Origin of the sequence: Devosia sp. Root105 (assembly GCF_001424865.1) — a bacterium.
Classification (GTDB): domain Bacteria; phylum Pseudomonadota; class Alphaproteobacteria; order Rhizobiales; family Devosiaceae; genus Devosia_A.
This window is the reverse complement of the sequence record NZ_LMCR01000012.1, coordinates 943,948-967,720: the sequence shown is the minus strand read 5'-3', so window position 1 is coordinate 967,720 and position 23,773 is coordinate 943,948. Positions and strand designations below refer to the sequence as shown.

General features: G+C 66.9%; 20 protein-coding genes. 12 read left to right on the top strand and 8 right to left on the bottom strand.

Annotated elements, in window-relative coordinates; translation table 11 throughout:
* Nucleotides 1-82: 82 nt before the first annotated feature.
* Nucleotides 83-2,089, bottom strand: coding sequence for an FAD-dependent oxidoreductase (locus ASC68_RS13330; protein ID WP_055879754.1), 2,007 nt, complete (start codon nucleotides 2,087-2,089; stop codon nucleotides 83-85).
* Complete coding sequence (locus tag ASC68_RS13325) at nucleotides 2,086-3,165, bottom strand: hypothetical protein (protein WP_055879751.1); 1,080 nt, start codon at nucleotides 3,163-3,165, stop codon at nucleotides 2,086-2,088. The genes ASC68_RS13330 and ASC68_RS13325 overlap by 4 nt, the downstream gene beginning before the upstream one ends.
* A gap of 134 nt (nucleotides 3,166-3,299) precedes the next feature.
* Between ASC68_RS13325 and ccmI the strand changes: the two genes are divergently transcribed.
* The 4 genes from ccmI to ASC68_RS13305 all read left to right on the top strand — a co-directional run bounded on the left by ccmI (nucleotide 3,300) and on the right by ASC68_RS13305 (nucleotide 7,396).
* Nucleotides 3,300-4,367: a c-type cytochrome biogenesis protein CcmI gene (gene ccmI, locus ASC68_RS13320; protein ID WP_082528131.1), complete on the top strand. Its 1,068-nt coding sequence runs from the start codon at nucleotides 3,300-3,302 to the stop codon at nucleotides 4,365-4,367.
* Nucleotides 4,364-4,807 (top strand): cytochrome c maturation protein CcmE, encoded by a 444-nt coding sequence (gene ccmE, locus ASC68_RS13315; protein WP_055879745.1) that lies wholly within the window; start codon nucleotides 4,364-4,366, stop codon nucleotides 4,805-4,807. The genes ccmI and ccmE overlap by 4 nt, the downstream gene beginning before the upstream one ends.
* A 178-nt stretch (nucleotides 4,808-4,985) precedes the next feature.
* Nucleotides 4,986-6,953 (top strand): heme lyase CcmF/NrfE family subunit, encoded by a 1,968-nt coding sequence (locus ASC68_RS13310; RefSeq protein WP_055879744.1) that lies wholly within the window; start codon nucleotides 4,986-4,988, stop codon nucleotides 6,951-6,953.
* Complete coding sequence (locus tag ASC68_RS13305; RefSeq protein WP_055879741.1) at nucleotides 6,950-7,396, top strand: cytochrome c-type biogenesis protein; 447 nt, start codon at nucleotides 6,950-6,952, stop codon at nucleotides 7,394-7,396. The genes ASC68_RS13310 and ASC68_RS13305 overlap by 4 nt, the downstream gene beginning before the upstream one ends.
* Nucleotides 7,397-7,399: 3 nt before the next feature.
* On the opposite strand, the gene ASC68_RS13300 is transcribed toward ASC68_RS13305, so the two are convergent.
* Nucleotides 7,400-8,005: a LysE family translocator gene (locus ASC68_RS13300; protein WP_055879739.1), complete on the bottom strand. Its 606-nt coding sequence runs from the start codon at nucleotides 8,003-8,005 to the stop codon at nucleotides 7,400-7,402.
* A 74-nt stretch (nucleotides 8,006-8,079) separates the two neighbouring features.
* Between ASC68_RS13300 and ASC68_RS13295 the strand changes: the two genes are divergently transcribed.
* From ASC68_RS13295 to ASC68_RS13270, 6 genes are all read left to right on the top strand, one after another.
* On the top strand, nucleotides 8,080-8,532 hold the full coding sequence (locus ASC68_RS13295; RefSeq protein ID WP_055879736.1) for an Lrp/AsnC family transcriptional regulator: 453 nt from the start codon (nucleotides 8,080-8,082) through the stop codon (nucleotides 8,530-8,532).
* 281 nt (nucleotides 8,533-8,813) lie between these two features.
* Nucleotides 8,814-9,575 carry a sulfite exporter TauE/SafE family protein gene (locus ASC68_RS13290; protein ID WP_055879735.1) on the top strand — a complete coding sequence of 254 codons (762 nt, stop codon included), beginning with the start codon at nucleotides 8,814-8,816 and terminating at the stop codon, nucleotides 9,573-9,575.
* A gap of 103 nt (nucleotides 9,576-9,678) precedes the next feature.
* On the top strand, nucleotides 9,679-11,241 hold the full coding sequence (locus ASC68_RS13285; protein WP_055879732.1) for a Do family serine endopeptidase: 1,563 nt from the start codon (nucleotides 9,679-9,681) through the stop codon (nucleotides 11,239-11,241).
* Nucleotides 11,242-11,366: 125 nt separating this feature from the next.
* Nucleotides 11,367-12,038, top strand: a complete 672-nt coding sequence (locus ASC68_RS13280; protein ID WP_055879729.1) for a response regulator transcription factor — start codon at nucleotides 11,367-11,369, stop codon at nucleotides 12,036-12,038.
* A gap of 2 nt (nucleotides 12,039-12,040) precedes the next feature.
* Entirely contained in the window at nucleotides 12,041-13,453 is a 1,413-nt protein-coding gene (locus ASC68_RS13275; RefSeq protein ID WP_055879728.1) for a HAMP domain-containing sensor histidine kinase, read from the top strand.
* A gap of 73 nt (nucleotides 13,454-13,526) precedes the next feature.
* Nucleotides 13,527-13,736: a hypothetical protein gene (locus tag ASC68_RS13270; RefSeq protein ID WP_055879725.1), complete on the top strand. Its 210-nt coding sequence runs from the start codon at nucleotides 13,527-13,529 to the stop codon at nucleotides 13,734-13,736.
* Between the two features lie 74 nt (nucleotides 13,737-13,810).
* On the opposite strand, the gene ASC68_RS13265 is transcribed toward ASC68_RS13270, so the two are convergent.
* A complete protein-coding gene (locus tag ASC68_RS13265; RefSeq protein ID WP_055879722.1) occupies nucleotides 13,811-14,431 on the bottom strand; it encodes a hypothetical protein in 621 nt (206 codons plus the stop codon).
* Nucleotides 14,432-14,554: 123 nt separating this feature from the next.
* Between ASC68_RS13265 and ASC68_RS13260 the strand changes: the two genes are divergently transcribed.
* The gene (locus ASC68_RS13260; RefSeq protein ID WP_055879720.1) at nucleotides 14,555-17,326 is read left to right on the top strand and encodes a bifunctional [glutamine synthetase] adenylyltransferase/[glutamine synthetase]-adenylyl-L-tyrosine phosphorylase; all 2,772 of its coding nucleotides are present in this window, start codon (nucleotides 14,555-14,557) and stop codon (nucleotides 17,324-17,326) included.
* Between the two features lie 3 nt (nucleotides 17,327-17,329).
* Here the strand turns inward: ASC68_RS13260 and ASC68_RS13255 are convergent, their stop codons facing one another.
* Nucleotides 17,330-18,058, bottom strand: coding sequence for a CPBP family intramembrane glutamic endopeptidase (locus ASC68_RS13255; RefSeq protein ID WP_055879716.1), 729 nt, complete (start codon nucleotides 18,056-18,058; stop codon nucleotides 17,330-17,332).
* A 62-nt stretch (nucleotides 18,059-18,120) separates the two neighbouring features.
* Nucleotides 18,121-18,546 carry a VOC family protein gene (locus ASC68_RS13250; protein ID WP_055879713.1) on the bottom strand — a complete coding sequence of 142 codons (426 nt, stop codon included), beginning with the start codon at nucleotides 18,544-18,546 and terminating at the stop codon, nucleotides 18,121-18,123.
* Between the two features lie 75 nt (nucleotides 18,547-18,621).
* On the opposite strand from ASC68_RS13250, the gene ASC68_RS13245 reads away from it, so the two are divergent.
* On the top strand, nucleotides 18,622-19,314 hold the full coding sequence (locus ASC68_RS13245) for a YafY family protein (RefSeq protein WP_055879710.1): 693 nt from the start codon (nucleotides 18,622-18,624) through the stop codon (nucleotides 19,312-19,314).
* 69 nt (nucleotides 19,315-19,383) lie between these two features.
* On the opposite strand, the gene ASC68_RS13240 is transcribed toward ASC68_RS13245, so the two are convergent.
* Nucleotides 19,384-20,640 (bottom strand): PAS domain-containing sensor histidine kinase, encoded by a 1,257-nt coding sequence (locus ASC68_RS13240; protein ID WP_055879708.1) that lies wholly within the window; start codon nucleotides 20,638-20,640, stop codon nucleotides 19,384-19,386.
* Nucleotides 20,641-20,819: 179 nt separating this feature from the next.
* Nucleotides 20,820-23,459, bottom strand: a complete 2,640-nt coding sequence (gene pepN, locus ASC68_RS13235) for an aminopeptidase N (RefSeq protein ID WP_055879705.1) — start codon at nucleotides 23,457-23,459, stop codon at nucleotides 20,820-20,822.
* Between the last annotated feature and the right edge of the window lie 314 nt (nucleotides 23,460-23,773).

Below are 23,773 nucleotides of genomic sequence, written 5' to 3'. Positions count from 1 at the left end.
CCAAAACACCAGCATCGCAGTCCGCGTCTCCCTCCCCCTTGCGGGGAGGGATCAAGGGTGGGGGTCAGCCCGCACCGGCGTTTCAGGAACGCAGCTTCAGCCGTTCCACCAGCCGCGCCGCGACCGCCGTCCCCGCATCCCGCACATAGAGTTCCGCACCCACCGCCTCCGGGACCTTGCCCATCAGCGCGATACCGCCATTGGCGCCCGGGCGATGCGGCGCGTAGGTGACGCCGATGGCTTTGAGCGGGTCGCGTTGCTCGGAATTCTCGAAGACGAGGCACCCGGGCTCGAACGAGCGGGCGTCGGCGGCGGTCAGTGCCCAGATCTGCGGTTTGTCGCCGAACCGCCCGGCGAGATAGGCGGGTGGCGTCGGCACCGCGTCCTCCGGCACGGGCCGAGCCGGGACGCGCCAGCCGGTGTCGCTGATTTCGCCCGACAGCGCGCAGCGTTCGGCGGCGACCGAGCCGGCATCGCGCGCCGCCATGGCGCCGATATCGACTGCGGCGGCGATATCGCCCAGTCCGAGTTGCACTGCGCGGGTGGCGAGGCCGGAAACGCCATGCTTGCTGGCCGCCGCGGCGCGGCGGGTGATCAGCGATTGGCCACGATCGAGATAGGTTGCGCCGCGAGCCGAGGGGCGGAACGGCGCCACCGGATTGCGGGCGTCTGGGGTTTCAAAGGCTTCCTCGATGACATCGTCGAGCACCGGCGGTGCGGCTTTGCCGAGAAAGCCGAGGACGGCCGCCTTGCCGCTGCTGAGCGCCGCGGCGGTAGTATGAAGGCCTGCCGCCGAGCCGGCCAGCGCCACCGCGGCCAGGGCGCCGCGCGGGCCAAGCCAGCCATTTGCCGCATCCCAGGCGGCTGCCCCGCCGGCACGGAGCCACAGCAGGATTTCAGGCTGCCAGGCGCCGGCGGCCACCAATTGGTCGGTTTCGATGGCGCTCGAATCCTGGGCGATCTCGTCGATGGCGACAGCGAACCCGACCTTGAGGCCCGGCTTGTTGCGCTCCAGCGGTTCGGCATGGCTGGGGGCGAGCGCCGAGGCGAGCGTGATGCCGGTCGCCTTGGCGAAATCGACGAAGCGGGAGGTGGTGCTGAGCCGGCTGTCAACGATGCGCTGGACTTCGACGCCGGCATCGGCTGCGTGCAGCGCCAGCCGATAGGCGAAGCTGTTGGGGGTGGTGAACAGCGCGCGGCGGCCGGGCCAGACCCCGAACCGTTCGGCGCGCTGGAACGCGGTCAGCGCCCCGACGATGCCGGGCGTGCGGTTGCCCGGAAGCAGCGGCAGCCGCTCGAGCGCGCCGGTGGCGAGGATGACGTACTTGGCAGCAACGACCACAATGCGGGACACCGGGCGGCCCGCCTCGACCACCACGTGGTGCACTTTCAACTGCGTGCCGGTGATGGCGAAGGCTTCGGCACGGAGCAGCGGCGTGACCTGGCCCTTGCCATCGAGGCTGGCAACCAGCCGTTCGATCGTGGTGTCGGGCGAGGCCTCGGCATCGACGGCGCCGAAATAGCGGATGGTGCCGCCGAGACTTTGGGTGCGCTCGATCAGCACGGCGCGCTTGCCGGCAGCCGTAGCGGCGGCCGCAGCGCTGAGACCCGCGACGCCGCCACCGACGATGGCAAAATCGGTCTCGATGGTTTCGTCGACCGCGCCATTGTGCCAAGGCTGACTGGCCAGCGGCGTGTCGCCGAAGCGGTGGTTCAGGGTGCGCGCCGGGCCGAGCAGTTTGTGGCGCAGCGCTCCGAGCAGGCCGCCCGAGGCAATCGGATCGCGGCGCGTGCCGATGGTGACGAGGTTGAGCCCGTTCAGCGCCGGGGTGCGCTCCATCGGCAGCGCGCCGCCCTTGCCGGAGCTGACCAGCGGCGCAAAGCTTTCGTCGAGCGCCAGCGCTTCGTCGCCATGGCGACCGGCAATCTGGATGCCGTTGGCCAGTGCGGCAGAGAGCACGGTGTCGCCGGCAAAGCCGTGGATCGTCCGGCCATTGAGGCGAAACTGCAGCGGTGCCTTGCGATCGAGCTCGGCGCCGCCCAGGCCGTGCGGCGCATCGCCGGGGAGACGGTTGCCATGCTCGCTCACGCCGGCACCGCCAGATCGTCAGCGGGCAGGTAATCAGCGGCAAGCAGGCGCTGGTTGCCACGGGCGGGGCCACGCGCCGCGAACCACTCGGCTTCATCCGCTGGAGCGGTTCCGGCAATGTAGCGCGCCAGCGCCGGTGCAAAAAACGCGGCAGCGGGGCCGAGGGCGGCGATGACCATCGCCTTATGGCCACGCGCCGGACCGACCAAGGGCGCGCCATCACTGGTGCGGAGATTATTGACCACGGTTTCTCCGGCGAGACGCAGCGCATCGCCGCGGGAGGCGGCGCTGCCGAGCCGGGCCCGGGCAGTGGCGGGGTCGCCAGTGAGCAGCGCTGACACGCTGACTTTGCCATCCTGCACCAGCACCACGCCCCGATCGAGGAACGACACATAGGGGGCGGGCAGGGGCTTGGCCGCATCGAGCAGCATGGCGGCGCCGGGCACGGCCTCGAGGCTGCGGTCGCGCGCCTCCTCGGGCAGGTGCTCGAGCACGGCATCGTCGCCGGCAAGGATCACCTGAGCCGCCTCGACGCTGCGGCCACTATGGACGATGCGCGCGGTGCCGTCCTTGCGCAGCGTCAGCTCGGTATCGGCGCGATCGAGGTGGCGCACCTCGTGCTTCGACAGCCAGCCTTCGAGCGCTGGCTCGAGCCGGCCGTGGCCGAACAACTGCACATCGCGCACCCTGAGCAGCAAGCCTTCGGCAACGGCCCGATCGGCAACCGGCTCGACCGCATAGCCGAGCCCGATGGCGAGGTGGCGGAAATGACCGAGGGCCGCGATGCTCTCGGGCGTTTCGGCAACCAGCAGCGGATCGACGCGGCTGATGAGGCCCTTGCCCCAGCTGGCGACCAGCTTGCTGGTCTCAGCGGCGGCGCGCTTCAGCAGCAGCAGCGTTTCCGGACGGGTGACCGGCGCGATCGAGACATCGATACTGCGCTGCAGCCGGAACGGCGAGAACGGCTCGCCGACGAGGCAGACGCGTCGCTTGTGCTCGACGGCAAGCAGGCCCGCCAGCAGCCCGGCAAGCGGGGTGGAGCCTAGCACCAGATAGTCGTAACTGTCATCGGCCATGGGATCAGCGAACCATCGTGCGGGCTGCGGCAATGCGCCTCCCACACATCGATGTGTGCGGGTGCATAAATTGCCCGAATGCCTTTATAGATCGGGCGCGTTTCCGCACCTTCGCATGAGGCAGAGCCCTGCACATGATATTTTGGTCGCTCGCTTTTGTGGTCACTGCCGTCGCCTGCGCCGCGCTCTATTATGCGGGGGCCGGGCGAAGGGTCAACGCGACTGCCACTGTTGTAGACAGCCCTGAGATGGCGCACCTGAAGCTGCAGCTGAAAGAGATCGAGTCGGATCTCGCCTTGGGCCGCCTCGGCGCAGCCGAAGCGACAGCGGCGAAGGGCGAACTGGCGCGGGAGCTGCTGCGGCTGAAAGCGACGACGAAGACGGCGACGGAACCGGGCGCGCGCCGCGGCATCGTCGCGGCTGCAGCCGTCGTGACGGCCGTGCTTGCGTTCGGCGTCTATGGCGCAGTGGGTCGCCCTGACCTGCCGGCGCAGCCGCTGGCCGAACGGCAGGACGTGCCGCCGCCGGAAATGACCCTCGACGATGCGATCGCCCGGATCGAGGCACAGCTCAAGGCCAAGCCCGAGGACCTGCGCGGCTGGACGGTGATCGCCCCGGCCTACATGCAGATGGGCCGCTTTGCCGACGCGGCGAACGCGCTGCGCAAGGCGATCGAGCTCGACGGCCCGACCGCCGACCGCGAGACCGATCTCGGTGAAGCGCTTATGATGGCCAATAGCGGCAACGCCGCCGGCGAACCGCTGGCGCTGTTCCGCAGCGCCTCGAACCGCGACGTCACCCATGTGCGTTCGCGCTACTATCTTGCCAGTGAAGCGATGCGCGAGGGCGATTTCGCCACCGCCAAGGCCGAATGGCAGGGCCTGCTGAAGCTCAGCAAGGGTGGCGAGACCTGGCTCGCCAATGCCGAGGCCGGGCTGGCCGCGGCGGAAGCCGGCCTCGGCGGCGACATGCCGGCCAATGCCGACATTGCCGCCATGGTCGAAGGGCTGTCGAGCCGGCTCAACCAGAGCGGCGGCACGATCGAGGAATGGACCCGGCTGGTGCGCTCGCGGCTGGTGCTCGGGCAGACGGAGCTGGCGCAGACGGCCTATGATGCGGCCCGCAAGGCCTACCCGGCGGCGGGCGATCGCGCAGAACTCGATGTTCTCGCAGCGGATAATGGATTGGTAGCAAGTAATTGACTCGTAAGCAGAAACGCCTGGCTATCATTGCCGGTCTGGGCGCCGTCCTCGCCCTCGCCGCGACGTTGATCTTCGTCGCCATGCGCGACCAGATCGTGTTCTTCTATTCGCCCAGCGAGATCCACGAGAAGGCCATCGCCGCAGGCACCTCAATTCGCCTGGGCGGGCTGGTGAAGGAGGGGTCCTGGAAGCGTGTGGGCGAGACCTCCGATTTCGTGGTGACCGATGGCCAGACCGAGATGGCGACGCATTATGTCGGGCTGCTGCCCGATTTGTTCCGCGAGGGACAAGGTGTAGTGATCGAGGGCAGCGTCACGCCGAACGGCACCTTCGCCGCCACCAACGTGCTGGCCAAGCACGACGAGAACTACATGCCCAAGGAACTAGTCGACGAGCTGAAGAAGCGCGGCGAATGGCAGCGCGAGGGGGCGGGAAGTTGATTGGCGTAATTCCAGAAGGCCCCCTCACCCGGATCGCTTTGCGATCCGACCTCTCCCCCCAGGGAGAGGTGGCGAGGGGCACCATCTCGCCACAGCACACCTCTCCCTTTGGGGGAGAGGTCGACGCGTCAGCGTCGGGTGAGGGGGCCTTTGGGTTCCGCCTCGAAGGAGCCCGTGCATGAGCATCGAACTCGGCCATTTCGCCCTTGTCCTGGCTTTTGCCATTTCCACCATCTCGGCGATCGTCGGGCTGATGTTCTGGAAGCGCGAGACGCTGGCGGGCTATCTGCAGCAGGGGGCGGTGCTGCAGTTCGTGCTGGTGGCGGCGGCCTTCGCGGCGCTGATCCAGGCCTTTGTCGTTTCCGATTTTTCGCTGAAGCTCGCCTATGAGCATGCCAATTCGGCGCAGCCGCTGATCTTCAAGATCACGGCGGTGTGGGGCAACCACGAAGGCTCGATGCTGCTCTGGGTGCTGATCCTGGTGATCATGGGCGCCGCCGTCGCCGCCTTCGGACGCAGCCTGCCCAAGGACCTGCTGACCCTGGTGCTGGCGGTGCAGAGCCTGATCGCCGCGGCGTTCACCGGTTTCACGCTCTTCACCTCGAACCCGTTCCTCCGCCTGTCGCCGGCGCCGTTCGAAGGGCAGGACCTCAACCCGATCCTCCAGGATATCGGCCTCGCCATCCATCCACCGCTGCTCTATCTCGGCTATGTCGGCTTCTCGGTCTGCTTCAGCTTCGCCATGGCGGCGCTGATCTCGGGCCGCATCGACGCCGCCTGGGCCCGCTGGGTGCGGCCGTGGACGCTGCTCAGCTGGTGCTTCCTGACGCTCGGCATCGCCATGGGCTCCTACTGGGCCTATTACGAACTCGGCTGGGGCGGCTGGTGGTTCTGGGATCCGGTGGAGAATGCCAGCTTCATGCCCTGGCTCGCCGGCACGGCGCTGCTCCATTCGGCGCTGGTGATGGAAAAGCGCAACGCGCTGAAGATCTGGACGATCTTTCTCGCCATCATCACCTTCTCGCTGAGCCTGCTCGGTACCTTCATGGTGCGCTCGGGCATCCTCACCTCGGTGCACACCTTCGCCTCGGACCCGACCCGCGGCATGGTGATCCTGGCGCTGCTCGCTGCCTTCATCGGCGGCGCCTTCGCGCTCTTTGCCTTCCGCGCCTCGACGCTGCGGGTGGGCGGGCTGTTCGCGCCGATCAGCCGCGAGGGTGCGCTGATCCTCAACAACCTGTTCCTCGCCACCGCCACCGTGGCGGTGCTGGTGGGAACACTCTACCCGCTGCTGCTCGATGCGCTGGTCGGCGAGACCATTTCGGTGGGCGAGCCGTTCTTCAACCTGACCTTCGGGGTGATCATGGCGCCGCTGCTGATCATCCTGCCGTTCGGGCCGTTCCTCGCCTGGAAGCGCGGCGACGTGATCGCCGTGACGCAGCGGCTGGCCGGCGCAGCGGGGCTTGCTCTGTTCGCCGCGGTGCTATGCTTTGCGCTCACCGGCGGCGAGGTGTCGCTGGCCCCGCTCGGGCTGCTGCTCGGCTTCTGGGTGGCGTTCGGCGCGCTGGCCGAACTGGTCGATCGGGCAAAGTTCTTCCGCACCGATGTCGTCACCTCGTTCAAGCGGCTGTTCGGCCTGCCGCGCACCGCGTGGTCGACGGCGATCGCCCATTTCGGCATCGGCGTCACCGTGATCGGCATCGTCGCCGCCAGCGCCTGGCAGCAGGAGCTGGTCACCACCATGGTGCCGGGTGAGGGCGTGGTGATCGCCGAACACCAGGTGACGTTCGAGGGCATGGAGCATGTCGAGGGGCCGAACTTCGTCTCCGACACCGGCCGCTTCGCCATCCGGGCGCCGGGCGGTGGGGTACGCACGGCGCTGGCCGAGCGGCGCGTCTACAATGCCAGCGGCCAGCCGACCACCGAGGCGGCAATCGAAACCTACGGTTTCAGCCAGCTCTACGTGCAGCTGGGCGAACCGCAGGCCGACGGCAAGTCGGTGGTGCGGCTCTGGTACAAGCCCTATGTCACGCTGATCTGGCTCGGCTGCCTGATGATGGCCGGCGCCGGCTTCCTGTCGCTGAGCTATCGCCGGCTGCGCGTCGGCGCGCCGCGCCCGGCCGCCGCCCGGGCGGCAGCCGAATGAGGGCGCTGCTTGCCCTGATGCTGCTGGTGCTGCTGAGCGCGCCCGCGCTGGCGGTGCGCCCCGACGAGGTGCTGGCCGATCCGGTGCTCGAGACCCGGGCCCGGGCGATCTCGGAAGGCTTGCGCTGCCTCGTCTGCCAGAATCAGTCGATCGATGATTCCGACGCCGACCTGGCGCACGACCTGCGTGTCCTGGTGCGCGAACGCCTGACCGCCGGGGACAGCGACCAGCAGGTGCGGGATTATCTCGTCGCGCGCTACGGCGAATATGTGCTGCTCAACCCCGTCATGGCGCCGCACACGGTGCTGCTGTGGATCGCCGCGCCGGCGGTGCTGGTGATCGGCGGCATCGTGGTGTTCATCGGCGCACGGCGCAAACGCGCCGCAGGCCAGACCACCCTGACCGAGGATGAAGCCAAGGCGCTCGAGGAACTGGAGCGCTGAGCGCTAGTGCGTGCCAAACAGGATCGGCACGGTCGCTGCAACCAGCAGCACCGCCGCGCCGATGTTGAAGGCTGTGGCATAGGCCGGCTGGACGAGGAAGCGGCGCAGTACGGCGCCGCCGGCTGACCACACCGAAACACAGGGGATCGAGATCAGCGCCATCGCCGCCGCCGCGAGGGCGAGGTTCAGCGCATAGCCGTCGGCCGGCAGATAGGTGGCGGCAGCCCCCGTGGTGATGGCCCAGGCCTTGGGGTTGATCCACTGGAAGGCGACTGCTCCGGCAAAACCGAGCGGCGGACGCTCGTCGGCCTCGACATCGATCGGCCCGCTGCGCGCGATCTTGATCGCCAGCCAGACCAGATAGGCAGCGCCGGCCCAACGCATCGCATCGTGCAGCGCCGGAAACGACTGCAGCAGCGCGCCAATGCCGAGCCCGACGGCCACCAGCTGCAGCGCGACGCCCACCGCGATGCCGGCGACCAGCGGCATCGAACGGCGCACGCCGACCCGCACGCCTGAAGCGAGCGCCATCATGTTGTTGGGGCCGGGCGTGCCGGTGAGCACGACGCAGAAGATGAGGAACGGGATGAGGATGGCTGGATCGGTCATGGCCCGGACAGTACAGCGGTCGACAGGGCGTTGTGTTGCAATCTGCAGCGCTGACTGGCAGTCTTGTGCAACAAATGACCGACCTTGATCGCATCGACCAGCAGATATTGCGCGAGCTGCAGCGCGACGCGCGCATTCCGAACCTGCGCTTGGCCGAACGGGTCGGCTTGTCGCCTTCGGCCTGCCTCCGACGGGTGCAGGAACTGGAGCGGAGCGGCATCATCAAGGGCTACCGCGCCGTGATCGACCGCTCGCGGCTGGGCGCGGGGTTTCGCGCCTATGTGTCGGTGGGCCTCTCGAGCCACACCAAAGCCAGCCAGGAGGCGTTCGAGAAGGCCGTGGCGCTGTCGCCGGAAGTGGTCGAGTGCCACAACGTCACCGGTTCGATCGAATACCTGCTGCGCATCGAGGTGGCCGACATCGAAGCCTACAAGGCATTTCACACCGACGTGCTTGGCACCCTCCCGACCGTAAGCGCCATCACCACCTTCGTGGTGCTGGGCTCGCCTAAGGACGAGCGAGCTTAGGGGGACTTGGACTCGATCTCTCCGACATCTCTCCCCTTGCGGGGGAGATGTTCTTGGGCTGGTGGGCACCATCTCTCCTCCTCACCGGTGTCATCCCAGCGAAAGCTGGGAGCCATCCATCCGCTGGCGCTGGCGGCGAGTTGGGTCCCAGCTTTCGCTGGGATGACACCTGAGGTGGGGCGCACACCATGCCTCCAACATCCCTCATTCTCCCGTGCCGATCGTGAGATGAGACGCCCGCCGCTTGTCGCGACTCAGTCCCTAGCGCTACGCCATTCCCCGTGTCCGTCACCGATCTCCTCCCCGCCGATCTCGACCTGACCCTGGCGCTGGCGCTCATCGTCCTCAGCTTCGTCACCTCGCTGATCACTGCGACGTTCTCGCTGGGCGGCGGCACGCTGATGGTGGCGGTGCTGGCGCTGGTATTCCCGCCGCTGGTCGTGGTGCCGCTGCACGGCGCCATCCAGCTCGGCTCGAACAGCGGGCGGGCGCTGGTGCAGCGCGCCCATATCCAGTGGCCGCTGGTGCTCTGGCTGTCGCTGGGCGGGGTGATCGGCACCGTTGTCGGCGGGCAGTTCGCCAGCCTCCTCCCCGCGACGGCGCTGCAGATCGCCATCGGCGCCTTCGTGCTGCTCACCACCTGGCTGCCGCAACCGAAGATCGTCGGGCACTCGCGACTGGCGCAGGTGCTTGGCGGCGGGGTGATTGCCGCGGTGTCGATGGTGGTCGGAGCCACCGGGCCGCTGGTCGCAGTGTTCATCAAGGGGCTGGCCGACCGGCGACAACTGGTTGCCACCCACGCCATGCTGATGACGCTGCAGAACAGCTTCAAGGTGGCGATGTTCGTTTGGCTCGGCTTTGCCTTCGCCGCCTACCTGCCGTTGATCGTCATGATGATCGCTTCGGGTTTCGTCGGCACGGCAATAGGCAGCCGGCTGCTGGTGAAGGTGCCCGAGGCGGCGTTCCGCTGGGGCTTCAAAATCGTGCTGACGCTGGTGGCGCTCGACTTGCTGCGCACCGCCCTTTCTCAGGGGGTCCGATAACGTTCGGAACATTACCGATAATTAACGCCCGGGTCACCGTGCAGAAAGGCGATGGGCTCCATATCTCTCGGCCATCAAGAGTGCCTGACTGAAGGAGATCATCATGCCCTCGACTAAGTTCAACGCTCGCCGCTGGCTCGGGGCTTCGGCTCTGGCGATCCTCGCCGGCATCGGTGGTGGTACCGCCTTCGTTGCGGCAACCGCCCCCTCTACCGCACAGACTGCCACACTGGTCCCCGCCGCGCAGATCACCGCGCCGGCCGTGACCAACGCCCCGAACTTTGCCGACCTCGTCGAGGCGGTGAAGCCGGCCGTGGTTTCGATCATCGTCGAGGGCGGCGAGAAGGAAGATGCCCGCGATCTGCAGCGCGGCGGCCCGCAGTTCAAGTTCGATTTCCCGGATTTGCCGAACGACCATCCGTTCCGCGATTTCTTCGAGCAGTTCGGTGACCAGTTTGGCCAGGGCCGTGGCGGCCCGGGCGACAACCAGGCGCGTCCGCAGGCGCCGCGCAAGTTCATGGCGGCCGGTTCGGGCTTCGCCATTTCGGCTGACGGCTACATCGTCACCAACAACCACGTCGTCGACAACGCCGACAAGGTGACCGTGGTGTTCGACGACGGCAAGGAAATGACCGCCAAGGTGATCGGCACCGACGAGAAGACCGATCTCGCGGTGGTCAAGGTCGATGGCGTCACCGACCTGCCGTTCGTCAAGCTGGCCGATAACGAAGTGCGCGTCGGCGAGTGGGTGGTGGCCGTGGGCAACCCGTTCGGCCTTGGCGGCACCGTGACCGCCGGTATCGTGTCGGCCCGTGGCCGCGACATCGCCGGCTCGGCTTATGGTGATTTCCTGCAGATCGACGCGGCGGTGAACACCGGCAACTCCGGTGGTCCGGACTTCAACCTCCAGGGTGAAGTGGTCGGCGTGAACACCGCCATCTTCTCCCCCAATGGCGGTAATGTCGGCATCGCCTTTGCCATCCCGGCCAGCGTCGTCAAGCAGGTGACCGGCCAGCTGATCCAGAGCGGCACCGTGACCCGCGGCTTCCTCGGCGTCGGCATCCAGGACGTCAACCGCGACATCGCCGACAGCGTCGGCCTGAAGGATGCGGCTGGCGCACTGGTCACCGAACCCACCAAGGACAGCCCGGCCGACAAGGCCGGCGTCAAGTCCGGCGACGTGATCACCGCGGTGGATGGCCAGGCCGTCACCAACGCGCTCGACCTGAGCCGCACCATTGCCGGCAAGAACCCCGGCACCGCTGTGGAACTGTCGGTGTGGCGCGACGGCAAGGAGCAGAAGATCTCGGTGACCCTGGGCAAGCTCGAAGAGGCGGCCAAGCCGTCCGAAGAGCAGCAGCAGGCTCCTGCCGAGGAACCGGCCGCTCCGGCTCCGACCAGCGTCGGCCTGACCCTCGTGCCGAACTCGGGCGGTGAAGGCCTCTTGATCCAGGACGTCGATCCGAATTCGGCGGCTGCCGAGAAGGGCTTCGCCGTGGGCGACACCATTCTCGAGGTCAACAACCAGGCCGTGTCGTCGGTCGCCGACTTCGAGAAGGCCGTGCAGGGCGTCAAGGACGCCGGCCGCAGCACTGCCCTGGTCAAGGCGCAGCGCGACGGCAACACTCGCTTCATCGGCTTGCCGATCACCGAAGCCAAGTCTTAATCACTGCCGGGCTCCGGGGCATCTGCTCCGGGGCCCGTTTCCCTTACGTCGTCCTCGCCAAGACCGGGATCCGCAAGGGTTCCGGTCTTTGCCGGAATGACGCAGAATAGCGTGGGGCCTGTCACATGAAGATTCTGCTGATCGAAGACGACCGCGAGGCAGCGAGCTACCTGATCCAGGCGCTCGACGAAGCGGGTCACATCACCCACCACGCCAGCGACGGCGAGACCGGCTACGCCATGGCGTCGTCGATGGATTACGACGTGCTGGTGGTCGATCGCATGCTGCCGCGCCGTGATGGCCTCTCCATCATCGAGAGCCTGCGCGCCGAGGATGACAGGACCCCGGTGCTGATCCTCTCGGCGCTGGGCGAGGTGGACGACCGGGTGACCGGGTTGCGCGCCGGCGGCGACGACTACCTGGTCAAGCCCTACGCCTTCACCGAACTGCTCGCCCGCATTGAAGTGCTGGCCCGCCGCTCGTCGCCGGCCGAGGCTGCGACCAGTTTCGAGGTCGGTGGGCTGGCGCTCGATCGGCTCAGCCGCAAGGTGGAGCGCGACGGCGAGCAGATCCTGTTGCAGCCGCGTGAGTTCCGGCTGCTCGAATACCTAATGAAGAATGCCGGCAAGGTGGTGACCCGCACCATGCTGCTCGAGAACGTCTGGGACTATCACTTCGACCCCCAGACCAACGTCATCGACGTGCACATGTCGCGGCTTCGCGCCAAGATCGACAAGGGTCACGCCAACCCGCTGCTGCACACCATCCGCGGCGCGGGCTACATGATCCGCGACTGACGATGTTCAGGCTCGCCCAGCTCTGGCGCACCACCACCGTGCGCCTCACCGCGCTCTTCATCGCAATCTTCGTGATCTTCGCGGTGGTGCTGCTCGGGCTGATCACCTGGCAGACCTCGGTGCAGTTGCAGCGCCAGCAGACTGATGCCATCGACCGCGAGGCGGTGCAGTTCAAGCGGCTCGACAGCGACGGCGGCTTCCGCGCCACCATCATCGCGGTGCAGCGTCTGGCGAGCCAGCCGGGGCCAGGCATCTACTACCTCGCCGATCCCGCTGGGCAACTGATCGTCGGCAACGTCACCGACCTGCCGCCTGAAGTGCTGGCCGAGCCCGGCACCTACAGCTTCAACTATTCCAAGCCCCGGCTGTTCGACGATCCGGACGGCGAAGCCGACGACCCGACGCCGCAGCGCCAGGGCTACGCCATGGTGCGCTCCGACAAGCTGCCCAGCGGGCTGATCCTCGTGGTCGGGCGCGACGTGGTCGAGCGGCGCGGCTTCACCGCCATCGTGCTGCAATGGTTTGCGGTCGGCGCCGGCGGCATCCTGCTGTTCTCGCTGGTGGCTGGTGTGCTGACTGCGGTGCGCGTGCTGCGCCGCATCGACACCATCTCGTCGACCTCCAACAAGATCATGTCAGGCAACCTCAGCGAGCGCGTGCCGGTCACCAGGCGCAACGACGAGTTCGACGCGCTCGCCACCAACCTCAACCTCATGCTCGACCGTATCGAAAAGCTGATGCAGGGGATGAAGGAGGTGACCGACAATGTCGCCCACGATCTCAAGACCCCGCTGACCCGGCTGCGCAACCAGGCAGAATCGGCGCTGCGCGATGGGCAGGGCGAGGAGACGCGCAAACAGGCGCTCGAGACGACGATCGAGGAGAGCGACAAGCTCATCAAGACCTTCAATGCGCTGCTGATGATCGCCCGCGCCGAAGCCGGTACGCCATCGGGCGCACTGAGCGAGATCGACCTGAGCGCGGTGGTGACCGACGTCGCCGAACTCTACGGCCCATTGGCCGAAGATGAAGGGCTGACCATCGAGACCGACATCGCCGAGGGCATCAGGATCAACGGCAACCGCGAACTGCTCGGGCAGGCGCTGGTGAACCTGATCGAGAACGCGCTGAAATACTACGAGCCAGAAGCGGGCAAGGCGGGCCGGATAGCGGTGAGCCTCAAGCGCGACGGCAGCAAAGTCCGCATCGAGGTGGCCGATAACGGCCCGGGCATTCCCGCCGAAGACCGCGGCCGGGTGGTCGAGCGCTTCGTCCGGCTGGAAAAGAGCCGCACGGAGCCCGGGTCGGGGTTGGGCCTGTCGCTGGTGGCGGCGGTGGCGCAACTGCACAAGGGCGAGCTGCGGCTCGAGGACAATGCCCCGGGCGTACGGGCGGTGGTCGAGCTGCCGGGCTAAGAGCGCCAAACTCCATGCAATTTGCGATCGTCTTGTAAACCTGTGGAGATACAAGCCGTGGCATGAGGCAAGCATGACCACCTTCGTTGTCCACATACCGGCCGCGGAAGTCCACCGGTTCTACATGTTCGATCAGGGCGCCGTGCAAAGGGTGCCCGCACCTCACGTGGTCAGCCTCCGGCCGGACCGCTCGATCATGGTCGTGCGCACCACCTTCCGCACCGTCAGCAAGATGGCCAAGATGTTCCCCGACTGGCATTTTCAGGCACTGCTCGGGGCTTAGTGGGCCTGGCCCAAAGGTATCAGTCGGCGGCCCTCCGTAAACGGGAGAGGATCACAGAAGACTGCACGTCCGGTCTAGTGCGCGGTCTGTACCGACGTCTCGCCGATACCGATGCCGGCGACTTTGCCGCCCTTGATCAGGTAGCCGATATACTGCGCGATGTCCGAATAGCCGCCCGGGCGGTCGGAGCGGTAGGCGATCTTGCTGCCCGAGGCGGCGCCGAAGGTGGCCTTGAGCTCGGCGGTGGAGGCGCCGAGGCCCGGGATGCCGAAGTTCGGCGCGGTGAGCCCGGCTGGCGCGGCGTCACAGCTCTTCGACGGCTTGCTGGCGGCTTCCGCGGCCACCATCATCACGAACTCGTATCCGCCCAGTGCGTTCGAGATGAACCACACATTGGCGCCCTCGGCGCCGTAGCACAGCCAGTCGGCGCGGCCGGCGCCGTCGCCCTCGCGCCGGATCGTGCCGCCAAAGGCCTTCTGCACGTCCTTGAGCTTGGTGCGTTGCAACTGCACCGTCAGCTTGCCGACGCCGATCGCCTTGACCGGCGCCTTCTCGATATTGGCTTTGCTGAAGTTGAAGCTGTTGCCGAAGATCGCCTGGCCCATGCCATCGAGACCGGCAGCGGAGGCAGGGATGGCCGTGAGGACGAGGGCGGCCAGAAGGGTGGCAGTAAGGGCGGCAATACGGGTGCGCATGCGGGGCTCTTCGGATTTGGCTGGCGCGGGAACATAGCGAGACCAATGCCGAAATCCAGTGACTTTTAGGCTTAGCGCCTGCGCCGCAATGACATCCGGGGTGGAGCAGGGTATCGAGGGGGCATGAAAGTCGCGCTCGAAACCCTTCTCGCTTCAGCCCCTTACCTCCAAAGTCTCGCCGATCGTCACGCCGACTGGTTCGCCGCGGCGCGAAAGCTGTCGCCCGACACGGCGCTGGCGGCGGTGCTCGATCAGGTGGCGAAGGCCGGGCAGGCAGCGTCGACTGAGGACGAGATCGGGCGCGAATTGCGCATCGCCAAGGGGCGTGTCGCGCTGCTGGCGGCGGTGTCGGAAGTCGAGGGGCGCTGGACCACGGCGCAATCCACCGCGGCGCTCTCCGATCTTGCCGATGCGGCGCTCGACGCCGGGCTCGAGGTGCTGCTGCGGCTTGCCGCGGCGCGTGGGCTGACCGAGGCGACGGCGGCCAATTCGGGGCTGGCGCTGTTCGCGCTCGGTAAGCATGGCGGGCGTGAGCTCAACTATTCGAGCGACATCGACATCGTGGCGTTCTTCGATCCCGAAAAGGCGGCAGTGAAGGAGCGAGGTGAGGAGACAAAGTTCTTCACGCGCATCGTGCAGCGGCTGGCGAGCCTGATGCAGGACCGCACCGAGCACGGCTACGTGTTCCGCACCGATCTGCGGCTCCGCCCCGACCCCGGCGCCACCCCGGTGGCGCTGCCCACCGAGGCGGCGCTCGCCTACTACGAGAGCCGCGGGCAGAACTGGGAGCGGGCGGCCTGGATCAAGGCACGGCCCTGCGCCGGCGACAGGGAGGTGGGGGAACGGTTCCTCAAGGACCTCGCCCCCTATGTGTGGCGGAAGCACCTCGACTTCGCGACCATCGCCGACATCCAGGCGATGAAGCGCCAGATCAATATCACCAAGAATGTCGGCGATGCGCGCGTCGCCGGGCACAACGTCAAGCTCGGCCTGGGCGGCATCCGCGAGATCGAGTTCTTCACCCAGACCCAGCAACTGATCGCCGGCGGGCGCGACCAGGCGCTACGCGTCCGCCCGACCGCACTGGCGCTGAAGGCGCTAGCGGCGGCCAACTGGATTTCGAGGCGGGCGGCTGAGGACCTGACACGGATCTACTGGTTCCTGCGCGGCGTCGAGAACCGGCTGCAGATGCTGCGCGACGAGCAGACCCATGTGATGCCCGAGGCCGAGGCGGATATCGCGGTGATCGGCACACTGATGGGTGAAGCCAATCTGCCAGCATTCGAAACGGCTTATCGGGCGGCGTTGAATCAGGTTGTCGGGTATTATTCCGACCTCTTCGCCGAGGGCGAAAGCCTCGCGGCGGGCAGCGGCAACCTGGTGTTCACCGGCTCGGACGATGACCCCGAGACCATCGAGACGCTGAGCGGCATGGGCTTCAAGGCCCCCTCCAAGGCCATCGAGACGGTGAAGAAGTGGCACTATGGCAGCTACGCTGCGACCCGCGCTGCGGCTGCCCGAGCCCATCTCACCGAGCTGCTGCCGGCATTGCTGTCGACCATTTCCGGCGCCGGCAACCCGGACGAGGCGCTGGCCCGGTTCGACGACTTCCTGTCGCGGCTGCCCTCCGGCGTGCAGCTTTTCGCGCTGCTGCGCAACCACGAGAACCTCAGGAGCCTGCTCGTCGCGCTGATGGCTTCGGCGCCGCGCATGGCCGACGCGGTGATCCACCGCGCCCACGTCATGGATGGGCTGATCGACCCGGCCTTCGCCGACGATGTGCGGCGGCGCGAGACGCTGCTCGGCAAGATCGAGGCGTTCTTTGCCGATGCGCGCGACTATCAGGACGTGATCGACCGGGCCCGCATCATCGGCCAGGAGCAGATGTTCCTGATCGCTGCGGGCTTGCTGGCCGGCTCGATGGACGCGGCGCGGGCCGGGGAGCAGTTTACCACTTTGGCCGAAGCGTTGCTGACCCGGCTGTTCGACGCGGTGCGGCGCGAGTTCGAGAAGCGGCATGGCGTGGTGCCCGGCGCGCGCGTAGCGCTGCTCGCCTTCGGCAAGATGGCGAGCCGCGAAATGACGGCGCGCTCCGACCTCGATTTCATCATGCTCTACGACACCGCCGGCGCCGACGAGTCCGATGGCGAGAAGCCACTGGCGGCTAGCCAATACTATGCGCGGCTGACGCAGCGACTATTGGCGGCGCTGAGCGCCCCGACCTCCGAGGGGGTGCTCTACGAGGCCGATATGCGGCTGAGGCCGTCGGGCAATGCCGGCCCGCTGGCCACCAGCCTTTTGGGCTTCATCCAGTACCACCACGAGAGCGCCTGGACCTGGGAGCACCTGGCGCTGAGCCGGGCCCGCGTCGTCTATGCCGATGGCGAACTGGGCGCCAAGGTCGATGCGACCGTGGCCGAAATCCTGGCCCGACCACGCGACAGGGCAAAGACCATCGACGACGTGCTGACCATGCGCGCCCTGATGAGCAAGGAGCGGCCGCCGCGCCACGCCTTCGACCTGAAGCTTGCGGCGGGCGGGCTGGTCGATCTCGAGTTCATTGCGCAATCGGCACAGCTGGTGGCCGGCGACACGGTAGCGGCACCGCAGGCCACCACCGGCGTGGTGCTGCGCCGCCTGGCCGAAACCGGCTTGGTGCCCGAAGGGCTGCGGCTAGCCGAGATCCTCGAGCTCTACTCCACCGTGCTGCAAGTGATGAGTGCGGCGCTGGCCGACCCGTTCAAGGACGAAGGCTGGACCGAGGCCTTCCGCGAATTGCTGGCGCAGCGCACCAACACGCCGAATTTCGAGCGGCTCGCCGCCGATATCAGCGAGATGGAAGCCGAGGTCAGCGCCGCAGCCGGGGCGTGGTACGCCAAGGCGCGCGGGCTCTAGTCTTCACGCCCCGATCGGTGCGTGACCAATGGCATAGGCACCGAGGAACAGCGCCCAGTCGTTGATGATATGCGCGCCCGCCGACACCCAGAGGTTGCGGGTGACGAGGTATGAGAGCGTCAGCACGATACGCGCCGTGCCGATGATGCCGAGGCACTGCACGATGTTCCAGCCATAGGTCGGCAGGTGCAGGGCGGAGAACCACAGGGTCGAAACGACGACGGCGATGGCGAGGCCGACGCGCTTCGACAGGCCGAACCGGCTGACGCAGAGCCACAGCACCGCCAGCAGCGGCAGGATGGTGGTCACCTCCTCGCCGATCAGCTGGATGAAGGTGCGGGCGAGGAACAGCACGAGCTCGGCCGGCCCAATCCCGGCGAGCGATGTCACCGCCGGATTCGCCACCATCGGGGTCAGCAGGCCGAGCAGGAAGCCCGCCGTCCCGGAGACGACGATGGTGAGCACGCCAAAACCGAGCGACTGGCCGAACTGCTTGATGCCATGGCGGCCAAACAGCGCCCTCCAATTGGAGCCGGCGACCATTGCGAGAGCGCCGAGCGGGATGGCGACGAAGAGCATCGTCGGGATGAAGTTGAGGGGAGCATCGCGGAGCGGCAGGGCGACCAGGGCCGCGAAGCCGAGAGCCACGGCCAGCAGGATCAGCAGCCAGCCGCGGCCGGAAATCTCGACCGGCCGTCCGTCATAGAACGGCAGGTCCCTGTGTTCGCTCATCTCTGCCCCCGGTGCTCTATCAGCCCACTAGGCCATGGAACCCCCGGTGGCGTCGAGGTGGCTCAGGCGGGGGCGTAGGCGACTTCCACATCCAGTACCCAGGTGATGCCGAAACGGTCCCTGAGCATGCCGTAGAGCGGCGACCAGTTGGCCGGGGCGAGCGGCTGCAGGATCGTCGCGCCAGCCGCGAGCTTCTGCCAATAGGGGGCGACTTCCTCGGCGTTGCTGCCGCGCACCGAGACGAAGAGCGGGATCTCGCCCGGGTTCCAGCCGAGGCGCGATGGCACGTCACAGGCCATGATGCGGAAGCCGCTCTCGGCCTCCACCTGGCCCCACATCACCTGGTCGGCCTCGTCGGGGTTCTGCACCGCGCCGGCATCCCTGTAGCTGACCAGCGCCTGCTGGCCGCCGAACACCGACTGGTAGAAGGCGAGGGCGGCGCGGGCGTCGCCGCGGAAGTTGAGGTGGGTGGTGGTCTTGATGGTCATAGCATGGCTCCTGTTTGCTGGCCTGATGCGCCCTGCTATAGCCGGGGCCAACTGCCACTTTCTGTCAGTTGGATGATGGCCCGACCCGACCGGCTTTTCCGCCTGCTGCAGGCGATGCGCGTGCTGCCCGCCCCGATCACCGCCGCTCGCCTCGCCGAGGAGACCGAGGTGTCGCTGCGCTCGCTGTATCGCGACATCGACAGCCTGCGCGCTGCGGGGGCGCGCATCGAGGGCGAGCGCGGCTATGGCTACCGGCTGATCGAGGACTATGCGCTGCCGCCGCAGACCTTCGACCGCGATGAGATCGAGGCGCTCGCGCTGGGGCTGGCCGACGTGAAACGGATGGGCGATCCGGCGCTGGCGAAAGCCGCAGCCTCGGTGCTGGCCAAGGTCGCGGCGACGCTGCCGGATGATCGGGAGCAGCATCTGTTCCACGCCGTCTCGCAGGTTTACCGACCGGACGCCCGCTTCGCCGCGGGGCTCGATATGGACACCGTCCGGCAAGCGTGCTGGCGCGAGGAGGCCCTCGCCATCCGCTACACCGACAAGGCCGGCGCAAGTTCCGAGCGTACCATCCTGCCGCTGGCCATCGTTTACACCGAAGGCACGCTCACCGTTCTCGCCTGGTGCTGCCTGCGCGAAGCGTTCCGGATGTTTCGGGCGGATGGGATCAGCCAGCTGCGGCTGGCCGGGACCAGCTTCCGGCCGCGACGCGTGGTGCTGCTGCGGGAGTATCTGGCGGAGCTGCAGGGGAGGAGGACGGGATAGCGGTAATGTCGCCTTGCGGCTTCACCAAGCTCGACATGGGGGGGACGAGCCCGGTAGCTACCGAAGTTCCTAAGCCGCCTTCGCCGCTTCCTCGGCCAACACCGGCAGGCTCACCGCCACCGTGGTGCCGAGGCCCTGCCGGCTGTCGATGGCGAGGTGGCCGCCCGACAGCTCGGCAATGGCGCGGGCGATGGCGATGCCCAGCCCGGCGCCTTCGCGGTCACGGGTGAGGGCGGCGTCACCAAAGACAAAGGGCTGTGAGAGCGTGGCGAGGCGTTCGGCGGTCATGCCGATGCCGGTATCGGTGATTTCGAGCACCACGCCGTCGCTGCCGGCATAGGCGGCGAGGGTGACCTTGCCGCCGCGCGGGGTGAAGCGTACCGCATTCTCGACCAGGTTGGAGACCATCCGTTCGAGCGCGAAGCGATCGGCAGTGAGTGGGGCTGTGCAGGGGCCGCCGAGGCCGAAGATCACTCCGGCGTGCTGTGCCTGGCCGGCAAAGCGGCGGAACACGCCAACCAGCAATTCGTCGGCAGTGAAGCGGTCGCTCTTCAGCTCGCGCCGGCCGCCTTCGAGTTCGGCCAGCTCGAGGATCGAGCCGAAGAAGCCGAGCAGCCGCTCGCCAGAGGTTTTTACCGCTTCGACGTAACCGAGATAGCGCGGATCGCCGAGCGACCCATAGGGCTGCTGCCGCATCATGTCGGCAAAGCCGATAATGTGGTTGAGCGGGGTGCGGATGTCGTGGCTGAGATGGGCGAGGAAGCTGGTCTTGGAGCGGCTGGCGGCCTCGGCGCGGAGCTTTTCCTCATGGTAGCGCCGGGCCAGCAGACGCTGCTCCTCGCGCACCGTGGTCAGCAGCTGGTTGGTGCGGCGGCTTTCGGTGACATCCATCAGCAGCGTGACGAAGCCGGAGCCAGCCAGCGGGCGTTCCTCGATGAGGAGGGTCGAGCCGTCCTCGCGATGCAGCTCGAGCAGGCGGTTCTCGAAATCCTCGCGCACCGATTGCATGTAACCGCCCTGCGCCAGGCTCTTGACCACTTCGTGGTAGGCCGCGCCGGCCGCCAGCGCGTCGGGCGCCACGCCCAGGCGCTCGGCGAAGCGGTCGTTGCTGGCGAGGAGCCGCGCATCGGCGCCCCAGCAGGCGACCCCGAACGGCAGCGTGTCGATCAGCGCGGCATAGCCGCTGGCGGTGTCGCGGCCGGTTGCGCGGACGAGCAGCCACTCCAGCGCGCCGATGATGGTGCGGCGCAGCCAGTTGCCGCGCATCAGTCCATCAGGCGCGCGGAATCGCTTCGCCTCGTCGCCGGATTGCTCCGTCGGCCGCATCAAGTTCTCCGTCTATGTGATTGGAGCGACCCAGTGATTTGCCCCTTGGCGGGGACTTTGAATCGGCTTCGCCGTCACTGTCCAGAGGGGTTTCTGAACGGGAAGACGGCGAAGCCAAAATCATGAGTCGGCTGAATCACTTAGCGGGAAAGAAAAATTCTTCTAGCGCTAAGGTTCTGTTAACCAGCCAGCGTCCGCTCGAGGATATCGGCAGTGTTGCGGCTGAGCCCACCCGATTCCTGCAGCGATTTCAGCGCTTTCTCCGCCTCGCCGCGACGTACGGATTCGAAGCTGCGCCATACGCGGAAGGCCGTAAGCACGCGCGCCGCGACCTGCGGGTTGCGTTTGTCGACATCCCCGACGAACTCGGCGAGGAAGCGGAAGCCCGCGCCGTCCTGGCGCGCGAACTGCGTCGGATTGTTCATGCCGAAGGTCGCCATCAACGCCCGCAGCCGGTTCGGGTTGTTCCGTGGGAAATCCGGCGAAGCAAGGATGGCCTTGATGCGCTCGAGCGCCGCGTCGTCGGCGGCGAGCGCATTGAGCGACAGCCACTTGTCGAGCACCAGCGGGTCGGCGGTGTACTGCCGGTAGAAATCCGACAGCAGCGCATCGGCATCGGCGGTCCAAGACTGCACCACCGTCGAAAGCGCCGACAGCCGGTCGGTCATGTTGAGCGCCCGCTGATATTGCTCGCGCGCCAGCTTGTCCGCACCCTCGGCCTTGCCGAGCACCAGGAGGGCAAGGGCGGTGTTCTTCATCGAACGCCGGCCGGTCTGCTGGAAATCGGGCGAATAGGCGAGACGGCTGTCATTGGTCAGGTAGACCTTCTCCAGCGTCGGGGCGAGCCGGGCGACCAAAGCCGTCACCAGGCCGGTGCGCACTTCGTGGATGCGGTCGGGGTCGACATTGCTGCCGATAGCGCGGGCGATGGTCTGCTCGTTGGGTAGGTTCAGCGCCAGCGCCTTGTAGGCCGGATCGAGCTCCTTGGAGCTGAGCGTCTCCGTCAGTGCATCTGCAATGGCAGCGACCTGTGCGTCACTCCACGGCTTGCCGCCGACCGCATCGAGTATCAGCCGCATCGACACGTCCTGCAGCGCCTGCCAGCGGTTGAACGGGTCGGCATCGTGGCGAGCGAGGAACAGCTGGTCGGCTTCGCTGGCATTGCTGGTGAGCTGCACCGGCGCCGAAAAGCCGCGGAACAGCGACGGTACCGGGCGGTTGGGGATGCCGGTGAAGCTGAGGCTGAGCTTGTTGGTGTCCATGACGATCAGGTCGTCGCGCACCTCGCCACCGGACACCGAGGCCCAGCTCATCGGGCTGCCGTTCGGACCGATAAGGCCGAACTTGATCGGCAGCACCATCGGTTGCTTCTCGTCCTGGCCAGGGGTCGGCTTGTTCTCCTGCACGATATCGAGCGTATAGGTCTGCGTGGCTGCATCGAACCGGTCGGTGACGCTGACCTCGGGCGTGCCGGCCTGCAGGTACCACTGCTGGAAGTGCTGCAGGTTCTGGCCAGAAGTGTCCTCGAACACCTTGATGAAGGCCTCGATGGTGGTGGCCTCGCCGTCATGGCGCTCGAAATAGAGGTCCATCCCCTTGCGGAAGCCGGCTTCGCCGAGCAGCGTCGCCAGCATGCGGACGATCTCGGCGCCCTTCTCGTAGACGGTCGCCGTATAGAAGTTGTTGATTTCCTTGTAGCGGTCGGGCCGCGCCGGATGGGCGAGCGGGCCGCCATCCTCGGGGAACTGCGTCTGGCGCAGCTGCCGCACGTCGTCGATGCGGTTCACCGGGCGCGAGCGCTCGTCCATCGAGAACTCCTGATCGCGATAAACCGTCAGGCCTTCCTTGAGACAGAGCTGGAACCAGTCGCGGCAAGTGATTCTGTCGCCTGTCCAATTGTGGAAATACTCGTGCGCGATGACGCTCTCGATATTGATGTAGTCGGCGTCGGTAGCGCTCTCGGGTTTGGCGAACACCAGCTTGTCGTTGAAGATGTTGAGCCCCTTGTTCTCCATCGCGCCGAAATTGAAATCGGAGACGGCGACGATATTGAACACGTCGAGATCGTATTCACGGCCGAAGCGGCGCTCGTCCCAGGCCATGGAGCGCTTCAGCGAATCCATGGCGTAGAGGCACTCGCTCTCCTTGCCGTGTGCGCAGTAGATGCCGAGCGCCACCTTGCGCCCCGAGGCGGTGGTGAACTCGTCATGGATCGAGCCGAGATCGCCCGCCACCATGGCGAAGAGGTAGGCCGGCTTCGGAAACGGATCCTCCCACACCGCGAAATGCTTGCCGTCGGGCAGGGCGCCCTTCTCGACCAGATTACCGTTGGAGAGCAGGATCGGCGCCAGCACCTGGTCGGCGGTCATCCGCACCTTGAACGGCGCCAGCACGTCGGGGCGATCGAGATAATAGGTGATGCGGCGGAAGCCCTCGGGCTCGCACTGCGTACACCAGGTGCCGCTGGAGCGGTAAAAGCCCATCAGCCGAATGTTCTTTTCCGGCTCGACCGCCACCTCGGTCTCAAGCACGAAGCGCTTGTTCGGTGGCTGGTGGATGGTGAGCCCCGTGGCAGTCGCCTCATAGGCGGTGAGCGCCTGCGGCAGCCCGTCGATGGCGACGCTGCGCAGCGTCAGCTCTTCGCCGTCCAGCACCAGCGGGGTGCCGGGCGCGGTGTTGGGACGCGGCACCAGCGTCAGCAGGGCACGGATCACCGAGGTGTCGGGGGCGATCCGGACGTCCAGTTCGACCTTCTCGATGGCGTAGGGGGTCTCGGCATAATCCTTGAGGAAGACCGTCTCTTCGTTCTCGCCGCGCATTAAATTCTCCGCAACATCAACTCGTTAACCAACTGTGGCGCAGGCGCAACAGCCGAATCCCATGGTTAGTGTATTCTGTGCGGCTGACAACCAGCCAATTTGGACACGATCCTTGCCGATTCCGGCGGTATTGGGATTGGCGCCTGGCTGGCCCGCCAGCACGCACCTCCGTCACGCTACTGGCGTGGCGTGTGCGTAATCCAAAATACAGAAGAGGGCAAAGCCCTCGGATGGCAAGAGCCGCTTGACCTCAACCTATGTTGAGGCCGTAGCCGTGCCGCCATCCTGACTATGGGACGAGGGAGACGGCCGTG